The sequence below is a fragment of the Yoonia sp. SDW83-1 genome, from assembly GCF_046762885.1.
GTDB lineage: Bacteria > Pseudomonadota > Alphaproteobacteria > Rhodobacterales > Rhodobacteraceae > Yoonia.
Genome location: NZ_JBKQXO010000019.1, coordinates 23,797 through 37,146, shown reverse-complemented (window position 1 = coordinate 37,146; position 13,350 = coordinate 23,797). Strand labels below are relative to the sequence as shown.

Here is a 13,350-nt window from a genome sequence, read left to right as displayed (position 1 = left end):
CGCCCAATTCTCAAACCCGTTGTGAGTTTCATGAACATTGAACGCCGTACCCTGCCCTTGACTGCACTACGGGCGTTTGAAAGCTTTGCGCGGCTGGGCACGATGGCCGCTGCAGCCCAGGAACTGGGCGTGACCCATAGCGCCATCAGCCGCCAGATCGCACAGCTTGAACATCTGCTGGATGCGCGGCTGCTCACCGGGCCACGCAACCTGCGTTCAGTGTCGCCAGACGGCGTGACGTTGGCACGCCGCACCGGCGAAGCGCTGGATCTGATTGAGGATGGGTTGCGGGCGCTTGCCCCTACACCGGGCATCATCGACCTGTCCTGCCTTGGGACACTGGCGATGCGCTGGCTGATCCCGCGTCTGCAGGATTTCCAGCATCGGCACCCCCAACTCAAGGTACGCCTGACCACCGATGACGCGCCGATCGCCCGCCTGAGCGGACCATCAGATGTGGCCATCCGCGTCGGGCCGCTGCCTGCGGATAACAGCCTGACCGTCACACCGCTGATACCTGACGCGACAGGCCTTGTTGCCGCCCCACAACATGCATGGCTGTTCGACGTGCCATCGCTGATCCCACCCGGCATCCCGCGATTGGCGACCCGGACCCGACCGGACGCATGGACAGATTGGTGCGCAGCACAGGGTCTTGGGCCGCCTGATGACGACGTGACCTGGTACGAACATTTCTACTTTCTGTTGCAGGCGGTCACATCCGGCCTTGGCATGACCATCGCGCCCGAGGTGCTGGTGCGCGACGATCTGGCGGCTGGGAAATTGATTGCACCGCACGGCTTTGCGCCAAACGGGCATATCTATCACGCGTTGACGCAACCGCGCGCGACGCCAGAAGTCATCTTGTTTGTCGATTGGCTCTCTCGGCTCGCCCACAATTGACCCTACCGTCAGATCAACAACCCTGCCGCCCCTTCCAGCCGCAACAGGGTCACCTTCGCCTCGATTCCGCCGGCGCCGGAATACCCGCCCAATCCGTTCGCTGCCAAAACCCGGTGGCACGGGATCAGGATCGCAATCGGGTTGGCCCCACAGGCCTGCCCGATGGCCTGCGCCGACACACCCAAATCCGCCGCCAGATCGCCATAGGTCCGGGTTTCGCCATAGGGAATGGCACAAAGGGCGGTGTAGAATTCCTGCTGAAAGGCGCTGCCACGTGGCGCCAGCGGCACGGTGAATTTCTTCAAATGGCCCGCAAAATAGGCAGCCATCTCATCGCGCAACTGGTCGTGCAACGCCCCTTGGGTCAGCGTCCCACCACGCCCCCAGATCAACCGCGTAATGGCACCGTCCTCGGCATCGGCCCCCAACGGACCAACCGGCGACGCCTCACAAATCACGGCTTCAAGCCGCGCACGGCCATCATCGTCGCGGTCATTGTCGCAACGGTCACAGCCGCGTCGCCATCCAGCGCAATGGCACGGCCTTCGGTAAAGGTGAGCGTCCGGCCCGATTTGACCACCTCACCTTCAAACCGGAACTGCGCACCTTTGGCCGGGGCCATGAAGTTGCATTTGAACTCAACCGTCAGCACCTCGGCGTCCGCCTCCATCAGCGTGAAGGCGGCAAAGCCACAGGCGCTATCCATCCCTGACGTGATCACCCCGGCGTGCATAAACCCATGATGCTGGCTGAAATCCGCGTTGAACGGCATCTCCAGCACCACCCACCCCGGGGCAACATCCGTAACCGTAATCCCCATCGCCGACATGGCCCCCTGCCTGGCGAAATCGGCCCGCATCCGGGCCACGGCATCTGGATTGCGAAACTCTGTCATCTCGGATCTTCCCATCAAACTCCTGCGCAACCTAGACTGACGCGGTGATGGCCGCCAAGCCCCTTGGTTTTGGCCAGCCCGCCCCCTAGATCAATGGGCAGGAGCCTTGCCACATGTATCACTTCTCACTGCTCGACCTGTCGCCCATCCCTGAAGGCCACAGTGCCGCTGATGCGCTTGCCAACACCGTTCAGCTGGCACGCGCGGCAGAGGCCCAAGGATATCACCGCTACTGGCTGGCCGAACATCACAACATGCCCGGCATCGCCAGCGCTGCCACAGCGGTGGTGATCGGCCATGTGGCCGCGGCGACGAAGACCATGCGGATCGGCGCCGGTGGTATCATGCTGCCTAACCACGCCCCGCTGGTGGTGGCCGAACAATTCGGCACGCTGGCCACGCTCTATCCTGACCGGATTGATCTTGGCCTTGGCCGTGCCCCCGGCACCGATATGGCGACAGCCCGCGCGCTGCGGCGGCACATGGCACCCGAAGACAGCTTTCCACAGGATGTGACCGAATTGCTTGGCTATTTCGGTGATGCGCCCGGCCGGGTTCAGGCCATTCCGGGGCAAGGCACACATGTTCCGGTCTGGATCCTCGGCTCCAGCCTTTACGGCGCGCAATTGGCAGCCCAACTGGGCCTGCCCTACGCCTTTGCTTCGCATTTCGCGCCAGCTGCATTGGAAGAGGCAATTGCGATCTATCGCCACCGGTTCCAGCCCTCGCAATGGCTGGCGCAACCCTATGTCATGATGGCAGCAGGCGTCTGCGCGGCAGACACGGACGACGAAGCCGCCTATTTGCGAACCTCACAACAACTGGCCTTTGCACGGTTGCGCACAGGCAAGCCGGGCAAACTGCCAAAGCCCACGCATGACCTTTCGCAAGAGATCCCACCGCAGGTCCTTGCACAGGTCAACGCCGCCCTCAGCTGTTCGGCCACCGGCGGACCAGACACCGTCAGATCGCAGTTGAAATCGCTTCTGGACACCTACCAACCAGATGAGTTGATCATCACAGGCATGATCCATGACAGCGCCGCGCGATTACGGTCGTTCGAGATTGCAGCGGATATTTTGACAGGGCTGCAAACCCGGTCAGCAGCCGCCTGAGGACGGCCCGGCATTGATACCGGGCCGCTCAGATCGCTTAGCTCAACGCTTCATTACATCGTGCGCATACGCCCGCATGGGTATGCGTGCCCACATCCGGCAGGATCTTCCAGCAGCGCTGGCATTTCTCACCATCCGCGCGGGCAAAGACCACGGTCACATCCGCCAAGTCATCCAGCCGGAATGCATCCGCTGGTGCCGCGTCGGTGGAAACTGTGATGTCGGACGTGATGCACAGATCATCAAAACTGACGGTCTGCAGCACCGCAGCCGCATCCGGTGTTACATAAACGGTCGGTGCCGCCTCAAGCGACGCACCGATGACTTTATTGGTACGCTCCACTTCCAAGGCACCTGTCACAACCCGGCGCACCTTGCGCACGGTGGCCCATTTTGCCGCTAGTTCTGCGTCAGACCAATCCGCTGGCGTCTCTGCGAAATCCTCCAGATGGATAGAGCTGTCATCGCCTGCGAACCGTTCCAGCCAGACCTCTTCCATGGTGAAAGTAAGCATGGGCGCTAACCATTTCGTCAACCGATGGAACAGGATATCCAGCACCGTCCGGGCCGCCTTGCGCCGTGCTGTATCGCCATCGCAATAGAGCGCATCCTTGCGGATATCGAAATAGAAGGCCGACAGGTCTACCGTGGCAAAGGTAAAGATCGCCTGGAACACGCCCTGGAAATCGTATTTCGCGTAGCCATCGCGCACCTGCCCGTCCAGTTCGGCCAACCGATGCAGCACCCAGCGTTCCAGTTCCGGCATCTCTGCCGGTTCCACACGGTCGGCTTCGCTGAAATCACTCAGTGACCCCAGCATGAACCGCAGCGTATTGCGCAACCGGCGATAGCTGTCAGCCACCCCTTTCAGGATCTCGTCGCCGATCCGGTGATCGTGCTTGTAATCCGTCGTCGCCACCCACAGCCGCAGGATATCGGCCCCGTATTGCTGCACCACCTGCGCGGGCTCGATGGTGTTGCCAAGCGATTTGGACATCTTCTCGCCCTTGGCATCAAGCGTGAAGGCATGGGTCACAACGGCCCGATAAGGCGCATGACCGATCGTGCCACAAGCCTGCAACATCGAGGAATGGAACCAGCCACGATGCTGATCGGTGCCTTCAAGATAGACATCGGCCATCCCGTCCGCGGACCCGTCTTCGCGGTCGCGCAGCACGAAAGCATGGGTCGAGCCACTATCAAACCACACATCCAGAATGTCGAACACCTGATCGTAATCGTCGTGGTTCACATCGTTCCCGAGGAACCGTTCCTTGGCCCCGTCCTTGTACCAGGCATCGGCACCTTCGGCCTCGAACGCCTCAAGAATGCGGGCATTCACGGCTTCGTTGCGTAGCAGATAATCCGGGTCGGTCGGCTGCGCCCCTTTCTTGACGAAACAGGTCAGCGGCACGCCCCAGGCACGCTGGCGGGACAGCACCCAATCCGGGCGCGCCTCGATCATGGAATAAAGTCGGTTGCGGCCCGTCTTCGGCGTCCATGTCACCAGTTCATCGATGGAGCGCAAGGCCCGCTCACGGATCGTGGTGCCGTAGGTGTCCTTGCCATCGCCCACGGGCTTGTCAATCGCCGCAAACCACTGAGGCCGGTTCAAGCGGATCACCGGGGCCTTGGACCGCCAGGAATGCGCGTCAGAGATCGTGATGCGCTTGCGGGCGAGCAGCGCGCCCACCTCGACCAGTTTGTCGATCACCGCCTTGTTGGCACCGCCCGGCTTGCCATTGGGTTTAAGGATGCATTCGCCAGAAAAGAATGGGACAAATTCAGCGAAGGAGCTGTCATCGAGGATGTTGTAGGTCATTTCCAACCCATGCTTCACCCCAATGCTGTAATCGTCATCGCCGTGTGAAGGCGCGGTGTGTACTAGCCCGGTCCCAGCATCGCTTGTAACATGGTCGCCTGGATAGAGTGGTACTGAGTAATCCCACCAAGGATCGGCCTCTCCAAACGGATGTTCGCAAGCCAATTGAGACAACTCATCTACGGTGACGTCTGCTTTTCGGACAAACATACTTTCGTCCAAACGCGCCGTCGCCATCACATCAGATACCAGGTCGTCGGCGATCAAATAACGCTCACCCTGCTTTGCCCAGCATTCATCCGGAGTGTCGATTACCTCATATAAACCATATGAGATATCAGGACCGAAACAGATCGCTCGGTTTTGCGGGATGGTCCACGGCGTGGTTGTGAAGATCACAACGGATGCACCCCGAAACTTTTTGCGAAGACTCATCCGTCGTTCATTATCTTTGCGTTCCGCCTCATCTCTCGGATCAGCGCGCTGTATACTCGATAAGTTGATCTTAAACTTCACCCAGATCGCATCCGTCTGCCGGTCGTGATACTCCACCTCCGCCTCGGCCAGCGCGGTCTTCTCGACCGGCGACCACATCACGGGCTTGGACCCCTGATAGAGTGTGCGGTTCATCAGGAACTTCTGGAATTCCTCGGCGATCACCCGTTCGGCGTGGAAATTCATCGTCAAATACGGGTCAGACCAATTACCGGTCACCCCCAGCCGCTTGAACTCTTCGCGCTGCACATCCACCCAGCCTTCTGCGAACTTGCGACATTCCTGTCGGAAATCAACAACATCCACGTCGTCCTTGTTGCGGCCCTTACTGCGGTACTGTTCCTCGATCTTCCATTCGATCGGCAGCCCGTGGCAATCCCAGCCCGGCACATAGCGCGCGTCGCGGCCCATCATCTGCTGAGAGCGGACAACCATGTCCTTGAGGATCTTGTTCAGCGCGTGGCCGATATGCAGATGGCCATTCGCATAGGGCGGGCCGTCATGCAGGGTGAACGGTTTGCGGCCCGCGGCCTTCTCGCGCAGCTTGTCATAGACCCCGATCTGCGCCCAGCGGGCCAGCCATTCGGGTTCACGCTTGGGCAATCCGGCCCGCATCGGAAAATCGGTGCGCGGCAGGTTCAGGGTGTCTTTATAGTCGGGTGTTTCGGCGCTCATCTCGGGCGTCCTTCAGGCAATCATATCAAAAAGGGAAAGCGGAGCGGTGCGCAATCGCAGACACCTTTTCCCGGCCGGTCCGTGGTTCAGACCGCCGGGCAACTAATGCGTATGATCATCAGGCTCAACATGAGCGCGCTTATAGGGCCACGACCCAAAAGGGTAAAGCCTTCGCTTTCGACTTCTTTCTTCCAAAAATACTCCCGCCGGAGGCTCCGACAGGTCCGCACCCACAGCGCTTTGACGATGGCGGGTGCGCTCCTGTGTCAGTCCTGCACGAAATCCCAAACCTTGGAGATCACGACCGACCCTTCGCCGACAGCAGAGGCCACGCGTTTCACCGATCCGGCGCGCACATCGCCCACGGCAAAGATACCGTCATGCGAAGTCTCATAAGGCGTCTCCCGTCCGACCGCCTGCCCGGTCAGCACAAACCCTTTGTTGTCGAGCTTCACAAGCCCCGACAGCCAACCGGTATTGGGGGCCGCACCCACCATGATAAATGCCGCACGCGCATCTATCTCGAGGGTCTCGCCCGCCACTTTGTCGCGCACGGTGACACGTTCCAAGTGGTCCCCGCCGTGCAGGCCCGCAATTTCGGTCTGATAGTGTATCGTGATCGCCGGATCAGCCTCCAACCGCGAGAGCAGGTAGTCCGACATGGACGACGCCAAGCTTTCACCCCGCACCAGCACATGCACATGGCGGGCCGTGCGCGACAGATACATCGCCGCCTGCCCGGCCGAGTTGCCACCGCCCACGACAATCGCATCCGTATCGCGGCAATAGCGGGCCTCCACATCCGTTGCGGCATAATAAATGCCGACGCCTTCGAAATCCTCCAGCCGGTCGATAGACAGGCGGCGATATTGCACGCCGGTCGCCACGACAACGGCCTTGGCGCAGACCTCTTCGCCATCATCCAAAGTGGCACAGAAAACACCGTCATCGCGCCGTTCCAGCGCCCGTACCCGGCGGGGCACAGCAAATTGTGTGCCGAATTTCATCGCCTGCACCTCACCCCGCCAGACCAGATCGGCCCCGGAAATGCCCGTCGGGAAGCCCATGTAATTCTCGATCCGGGAGGACGTACCAGCCTGTCCGCCAATGGTCAGATCTTCGACCACCAAGGCGCACAGGCCCTCTGTTCCCGCATAGACCCCGGCCGCCACACCCGCAGGGCCACCACCAACGATCAGGACGTCAAAGACACGGTCGTCGCGCACGGCCATATCGAGGCCCAGCAAGGCTGCAATCTTGGATGGGGTCGGATCTGAAACGACATCGTATTTCCCAAAGATCACAGCAGGCTTGGCCGCGCCGATATTGCAGGAATGGGCCACCGCCTCTGCCTCATGTTCGCCCAGAGTCAGGCTCCGGAACGGAATGCGGTTGCGGCCCGCAAAGGCGGCAATCTGGCGGATCTTGCGGTCTTCTTCGGCCCCGATCAGGGTCAGGCTCGCCTCGCCGCTTTCCAACAGCCGCCGGCGCCGGGCCGCAAAGACCGTGATAACAATGTCCGACATTTCAGGGATGCGGCCCATCAGCTCCAGCATCGGCTCGCGCTCTACCGTGATAATCCGGGATTTTTCGATGCAGCGTGCGCCCATCATCGCCTTGCCTGCCGACAGAAAGCTGATTTCACCGAAAAACTGGGTGGGGCCCAGATACGCATCGCCATAGCGCCCGCCGGTGCGGGGATCGACGGCCTCGACCCCGCCATCTACCACGTAATGAAATGTCTGGGCAGGTTTGCCATATTCCTGCAGCGTCTCGCCAGCCTCCCAGTCCCGTTCAACGCCGATCTCGCGCAGTGCTGCGACGTGGCTGTCATGCAAGGGGGTGCGCACCATGGTGGCAAGGTCTTGGGCAAGGCTTTCCATCAATGTCTCCTGTTATTGAACAGTTCAGATAGGGCTGAAATCAGAAATGTTAACGGCAATAAGGCCCGTTACGGTAGCGGGCCGTGTCGAAATGGAAATGATCGCGGTGAAACCGGTTTGCTTCCGGGCCCAATACGGTGCCAAACGGCCCACAAGCCGCCCGCCACATCTGGCGCAGCCGCCCCCCGTCACGCGCCGAGCCCCAATCGGTCAGCACAGTAATCTCGCGCCCGCTGCGCAGCCGGATCCCCGCAATGTCAATCGCCCGCCCCTTGGCGTGTTCGGACAAACGCCCACTGGCCGCATTATTGCGATTACGGCAGGCATAATGGGACACCACGCGCAGGCCAGCCATGCCGCCACCTTCGCCGCCAACCGCCGGGATGGCACCGCGTTCGACCCAGCGTTTCAGCGCGGCTGCCGTCCGGCAATCCATGGTGGCCTGAGGCGTCAGCGTGATCCCCGCAACCGAACGGACCCGGACGGCCTGATCAATCCCGCAAGCGCCTGCGCCATCCACACGGCCAATAGATTGCCCTTGAATGGCAACATCACCACAGACCTGACCGCGCAGACGCGCAAGCCGCCGTTCCTCTGCTGCCGCCTCAATGGCTGCCGTGCGGCGGACAGGCCGCATGGATTTTGCAAGAGCGTAGGGGCTGAAAGCGAATAGGCCCTGTTCGGCCCGGTTGATCGCGCGGGTCCGCGCGTCATGGGCCAGATCGGGGCGCGGGGCCGGGCGTGCCGCGGGCCGCATCACCGGCCCGGCGTCCTGCGACCCACGCGCCACCGGGCGGATCAAGGGCGCTAGCGCGTCTGGCGTCCCCCTTGCCACTGGTCGAACCGATCCATCAAGCTCCTGGGCCGCAGCCGTGCCTGCCAACAAGGCCAGCACAAACGCGACTGCCCGGATCAATCGCCCTTCGCCTTGATGCGGCCGAAATCCGGGGCGTCGGTATCCTGCCCCGCCTCGATAATCCCCCGCCGGATGGCGCGCGTCCGGGTGAAATACTCATGCAGATGATCGCCATCCTCTTGCCGGATGGCGCGCTGCAGCGCGAACAGTTCTTCGGTAAACCGTCCCAGAATCTCCAGCGTGGCGTCCTTATTGTTCAAAAACACATCCCGCCACATCACCGGGTCAGAGGCCGCAATCCGGGTGAAATCCCGGAAACCGGCAGCGGAATACTTGATGACCTCACTATCTGTCACGCGACGCAGATCGTCGGCCACACCAACCATCGTGTAAGCGATCAGGTGCGGCGTATGGCTTGTGACGGCGAGCACCAGATCATGATGCTCAGGGTCCATTTCCTCAACCAACGCCCCCATGCCCTTCCACAAGGATGTCAGACGATCTATCGCGGCCGGGTCGCTGCCCTCCACCGGCACGATGATGGTGTAGCGCTGCTCGAACAATTCGGCAAAGCCGGATCGCGGCCCCGAATGCTCGGTTCCTGCCAGCGGGTGTGCGGGAATAAAGTGAACGCCATCAGGTATATAAGGCCCAACCGCGTCAATCACCGTGCGTTTGACCGACCCGACATCACTCACCGTCGCACCGGGTTTCAAGCGCGGACCGATTTCACGCGCGACAGCTTCCATCGCACCAACAGGTACGCAAAGCACAACCAGATCAGCGCCGTCCACTGCGTCGACGGCGCTTTCAGCCACGCGATCACAAAGGTCGATCTCGCGGGCGATGGCGCGCGTCTCTGCGGACTTCGCATAACCCACGACCTCATTGGCCAGCCCCGCGCGACGCATCGCCAGCGCCATGGACCCCGCGATCAGGCCCAGCCCGATCAGCGCCACACGTTGGTAGATCACCGCCATCAAACGGCCCCTTTGAACTGGGCCACCGCATGCACCACCCGGCGGCAGGCGCTTTCGTCGCCCACGGTGATGCGCAGGCAATGGGGCAACCCATATCCGGCCACCTGCCGCACGATGATCCCTTCACTGCGCAAATGCGCATCGCACGCCTTTGCTTCGGCCTCATCAGTAAAGCGGGCCAGAACGAAATTCGCCGTCGAGGTATCGGATGGCACACCCAGTTCGGCCAGTGCCGTCGCCATCCATTCGCGCCACTTGGCATTCTCGATCCGGCATTTCTCTGTATGGTCGCTGTCGCGGACAGCGGCTTCGGCGGCAGCCAATGCAGCCCCAGACAGGTTAAAAGGCCCCCTGATCCGGTTGAGCACATCAATCACCGGCTGCGGGCCATAGCCCCAACCAACACGCATGCCACCCAACCCGTAGATCTTGGAAAATGTCCGGGTCATGACGACATTCTCGCGGGTCTCGACCAGCGTTTTGCCCGCGTCGAACCCGTCGACATATTCAGCATAGGCCCCGTCCAGCACCAGCAAGGCCTGCGGCGGCAGCCCGGCGGCCAAACGCGCAATCTCGGCGGCGCCAACCATCGTACCGGTCGGATTGGCAGGGTTGGCGATGAATACCAGCCGAGTTTTGTCAGTGCAGGCAGCCAGAATGGCATCCACATCCACAACACGCTCATGCTCGGCCACCACCATAGGGGTCGCGCCACAGGCATGGGCATATATCGGGTACATCGAAAAGCCATGCTCGGTGAACACAATCTCGGTGCCCGGCCCGGCATAGGCCTCTGACAGAAGCTTGAGCACCTCACCAGACCCCACCCCGCAAAACACGCGATCCGCATCGACGCCCCAGACCTCGCCAATTGCCTGCCGCAGGGCCGCGTGATCGGTGGGTGGATAGCGGTGCAGATCATGGCTGGCCCGCACGACAGCTTCCTTCGCCGCATCGCTGGGGCCCAGCGGGTTTTCATTTGATGACAGCTTGAGCACATTGCGCACCCCATCCAGATGGGACGCACCACCCTGATATAGCGCAATCTCCATGATGCCGGGTTGCGGTTGAATGCCGTCAGCCATTGCCAGTGCCTCGTCTCGTTTGGCCCGTTCTATCGCCCTGTCCGGGCGGTGACCAGTACCAAGGCACAGCAGCGCAAATTGTCCGATCACCGCGTGTTTTTGGCAAACCCGCGAAAGCCTGCCAGCCCATGACGGCATAGACCGGCATCATGACCAATCAGATGCACCTCACCCGATCCTACGACGCGATTGCCGCGCGCTGGCGCAGCAAGATCGAAGGCTTGGGATACGCCGCCGCCTATCGCTGGCTGATCGACCAGACCGGGCTGCAGACGCAAGATGCAAGCCTGCTGGACGCAGGCTGCGGCACCGGCGATTTCACCCGCGCGCTGATCGAGGTTGCAGGCATTCCCAAATGCGTGACGCTGCTCGATCCCGCGGCGGAAATGGTGGCGACCGCGCAGCATTCGCTGATCCATATCGCGCCAACAGTGCGCACTGTCACCGCCGGTCTCGAAGAGGTCCCGCCCGATGCATATGACATCGTGTTGTGCGCCCACGTGATCGAGCATTTTTCAGATCCTGTTGCGACCTTGCAACTTCTCAAATCCCAGCTCGCGCCGGGTGGCAAAATGCTCCTCGTGGTCAGCAAACCCCATTGGTGCAACTGGATCATCTGGGTGCGCTGGCGACACCGGATGATCAGGCCCCGACACATGCTCCAGTATCTGAATGCGGTCGGACTGACCTGTCTTTGGGATGCAGGCTTTCCCGCTGGCCCACCCAGCCGCTCCAGCCATGCCTATCTGATCCAACATATGAAAGACCCATCATGATTTATGTCGAAGTCAATTTCACCGTTGCCCCCACTGACCGCGCCGCCGCCATCACCTGTCTGACTGATGAGGCGCCGCAGATGCGCGCCCTGCCCGGCAACCGCGCAGTACGCGTCCTGACTGACCCGGGCGATAAAAGCGCGATCACCCTGCTGCACCGATGGGATGATCTGGCCAGCCTTGACGCCTATCGCGCAGGCCCGCTTTTCGCCGCAGTCGGTAGCATCCTGCGCCCGATGATGACTGGTTCGCCCCGCACAATGGTTTATGACGCCCGGCCCATCGGCTAATCTGAGGTCATGTCCGACCTGCCCGCCTTTTGCGTCTACCGCGACTTCCCGCCAGAGGCGGGCAAGACCGTGCAGTTTGACCGGCATTACCTGCTCTATGCGGCCAAGGGTACCATGCGGCTTCAAGCGGCGGGACGCGCATGGACATTGCCACCCGCACGCGCGGCGCTGATTGCGGCCGACGCGCCCATCACGCTTGATATCGCCACGACGATCACCTGCTGCTCGGCCCTTTTCGCCCGGGCCCATTATGACGCCCCGGCAGAACCGCTGCGCGTCCTCGATATGTCACCGCTGGCCCGCGAACTGATCCTGGCCTGCCGGGCCCATGGGCCAGACGCAGCAGCGCTTGATGCCGATGGCAAGATGCTTTTCGACACGCTCTACATGCTGGCGACCCGCGCCGCCGCAATGCCCAACGCAATGTGGATGCCAGTGGGGCAATCCGCGCCCGTGCAAAAGGCGCTGACCCTGACAGAGGCACGCATGGGCGAGCCGGTCACATTCAGCGACATCGCCACCGCCGTAGGACTGACCGAAAGAACCCTCGCCCGGCGCTTTCAGGACGAGGTCGGAATGCCATGGCGGGACTGCCTGCGGCGGCTGCGGATGATCCGCGCCGTCGAGGCACTGGCGGACCCAAACAGACAAATCACGCAGATCGCGATGGATGTCGGCTACAGCTCCTCCAGCGCGTTCAATAGCGCGTTTCTTGAGTTCACTGGCCAGACGCCCAGTCAGTTCAGATCAGACATCTGACCAATAAGGTGCCCGGAATGCAGTATCCGACGCACAGACTGCCGCATCCTACAGTCCCAGCACAAGGTCAGGGTTTTCGATATCGAAGAACTGGAACGTAAAGTCGGAGAGATTTGTCTCAAAACTGCAATCGGATAAATGCGCCAGATGCCCCGCCTCCGCGATAAACAACAGGTTCATACTAGCTGTTGTGGCGGCAAGTTGATGCAAATCGGCACGAAATGGCATGATCTGATCTGCAATACTGACGGGCCAGCCAATAACTGACCAGGGAAACGTCGGCTCGCCTACAATCGTGAAACTGAGTTCGTCACATAGGCTCGCGTCAAAATCAGTCGAAAGGAAATCCATGTTTGCAGATGGCACATCTGGCATTGGCATAACTATCAAGACCAAGGAATGCTCGGTATCCTCCACCACTTTCAATGTCACTGGCAAACCCCAGCCGCCAGCCACAGCGGGCGCAGCAAAAAACATGGCGAGAAATGCCGCAATAGAAAGATGATTTGACAGCTTAAAGATTCCCGTTCCCGATTGGCTTTTGATCATCCAAATCCATATCTCATTCTTGCAAGGTTCGGGTGAGAAAATCAATTTTCAAAGGGATCGATGTGTCCAGCCAATACCGCACACCACACCGATCCGACCTGACAAATCACACAAATCGTCAGGGATGTCGGATAGAGCTCATCCGGCGCGTTCAACAGCGCGTTTCTAGAATTTGCCAGCCAAACGTCCAGCGCGTTTCGAGCGGAGCTCTCTGACATAAAGCCGCGAGCGAAGTATGCTCATTCAAGGAGTAGTTGGCGAAAAAGC

At 60.7% G+C, this 13,350-nt stretch carries 13 protein-coding genes; 5 read left to right on the top strand and 8 right to left on the bottom strand.

Annotation, left to right across the window (positions count from 1 at the left end):
* The first annotated feature begins 30 nt into the window (after positions 1-30).
* Entirely contained in the window at positions 31-903 is an 873-nt protein-coding gene (locus tag ACFWW4_RS19305) for a LysR family transcriptional regulator (RefSeq protein ID WP_411892355.1), read from the top strand.
* Between the two features lie 8 nt (positions 904-911).
* On the opposite strand, the gene ACFWW4_RS19300 is transcribed toward ACFWW4_RS19305, so the two are convergent.
* The gene (locus ACFWW4_RS19300; protein ID WP_411892354.1) at positions 912-1,361 is read right to left on the bottom strand and encodes a methylated-DNA--[protein]-cysteine S-methyltransferase; all 450 of its coding nucleotides are present in this window, start codon (positions 1,359-1,361) and stop codon (positions 912-914) included.
* On the bottom strand, positions 1,358-1,798 hold the full coding sequence (locus tag ACFWW4_RS19295; protein WP_411892353.1) for a PaaI family thioesterase: 441 nt from the start codon (positions 1,796-1,798) through the stop codon (positions 1,358-1,360). The genes ACFWW4_RS19300 and ACFWW4_RS19295 overlap by 4 nt, the downstream gene beginning before the upstream one ends.
* Before the next feature lie 113 nt (positions 1,799-1,911).
* On the opposite strand from ACFWW4_RS19295, the gene ACFWW4_RS19290 reads away from it, so the two are divergent.
* Positions 1,912-2,913, top strand: coding sequence for an LLM class flavin-dependent oxidoreductase (locus tag ACFWW4_RS19290; protein WP_411892352.1), 1,002 nt, complete (start codon positions 1,912-1,914; stop codon positions 2,911-2,913).
* 37 nt (positions 2,914-2,950) lie between these two features.
* On the opposite strand, the gene ileS is transcribed toward ACFWW4_RS19290, so the two are convergent.
* The 5 genes from ileS to hisC all read right to left on the bottom strand — a co-directional run bounded on the left by ileS (position 2,951) and on the right by hisC (position 10,709).
* Positions 2,951-5,905 (bottom strand): isoleucine--tRNA ligase, encoded by a 2,955-nt coding sequence (gene ileS / locus ACFWW4_RS19285; RefSeq protein ID WP_411892351.1) that lies wholly within the window; start codon positions 5,903-5,905, stop codon positions 2,951-2,953.
* 266 nt (positions 5,906-6,171) lie between these two features.
* A complete protein-coding gene (locus tag ACFWW4_RS19280; RefSeq protein ID WP_411892350.1) occupies positions 6,172-7,788 on the bottom strand; it encodes an FAD-dependent oxidoreductase in 1,617 nt (538 codons plus the stop codon).
* A gap of 49 nt (positions 7,789-7,837) precedes the next feature.
* Complete coding sequence (locus ACFWW4_RS19275) at positions 7,838-8,704, bottom strand: extensin family protein (protein WP_411892349.1); 867 nt, start codon at positions 8,702-8,704, stop codon at positions 7,838-7,840.
* Positions 8,701-9,624, bottom strand: coding sequence for a prephenate/arogenate dehydrogenase family protein (locus ACFWW4_RS19270; protein WP_411892348.1), 924 nt, complete (start codon positions 9,622-9,624; stop codon positions 8,701-8,703). Before ACFWW4_RS19270 ends, ACFWW4_RS19275 begins: the two co-directional genes overlap by 4 nt.
* Positions 9,624-10,709 (bottom strand): histidinol-phosphate transaminase, encoded by a 1,086-nt coding sequence (hisC, locus tag ACFWW4_RS19265; protein ID WP_411892347.1) that lies wholly within the window; start codon positions 10,707-10,709, stop codon positions 9,624-9,626. The genes ACFWW4_RS19270 and hisC overlap by 1 nt, the downstream gene beginning before the upstream one ends.
* Before the next feature lie 149 nt (positions 10,710-10,858).
* On the opposite strand from hisC, the gene ACFWW4_RS19260 reads away from it, so the two are divergent.
* The 3 genes from ACFWW4_RS19260 to ACFWW4_RS19250 are packed head-to-tail and all read left to right on the top strand — an operon-like array spanning position 10,859 to position 12,534.
* Complete coding sequence (locus ACFWW4_RS19260; protein WP_411892346.1) at positions 10,859-11,485, top strand: class I SAM-dependent methyltransferase; 627 nt, start codon at positions 10,859-10,861, stop codon at positions 11,483-11,485.
* Positions 11,482-11,775, top strand: coding sequence for a putative quinol monooxygenase (locus ACFWW4_RS19255; protein WP_411892345.1), 294 nt, complete (start codon positions 11,482-11,484; stop codon positions 11,773-11,775). The genes ACFWW4_RS19260 and ACFWW4_RS19255 overlap by 4 nt, the downstream gene beginning before the upstream one ends.
* Before the next feature lie 9 nt (positions 11,776-11,784).
* Positions 11,785-12,534: an AraC family transcriptional regulator gene (locus tag ACFWW4_RS19250; protein ID WP_411892344.1), complete on the top strand. Its 750-nt coding sequence runs from the start codon at positions 11,785-11,787 to the stop codon at positions 12,532-12,534.
* 48 nt (positions 12,535-12,582) lie between these two features.
* Here ACFWW4_RS19250 and ACFWW4_RS19245 read toward each other — a convergent pair whose 3' ends face one another.
* Positions 12,583-13,083 carry a hypothetical protein gene (locus tag ACFWW4_RS19245; protein WP_411892343.1) on the bottom strand — a complete coding sequence of 167 codons (501 nt, stop codon included), beginning with the start codon at positions 13,081-13,083 and terminating at the stop codon, positions 12,583-12,585.
* Between the last annotated feature and the right edge of the window lie 267 nt (positions 13,084-13,350).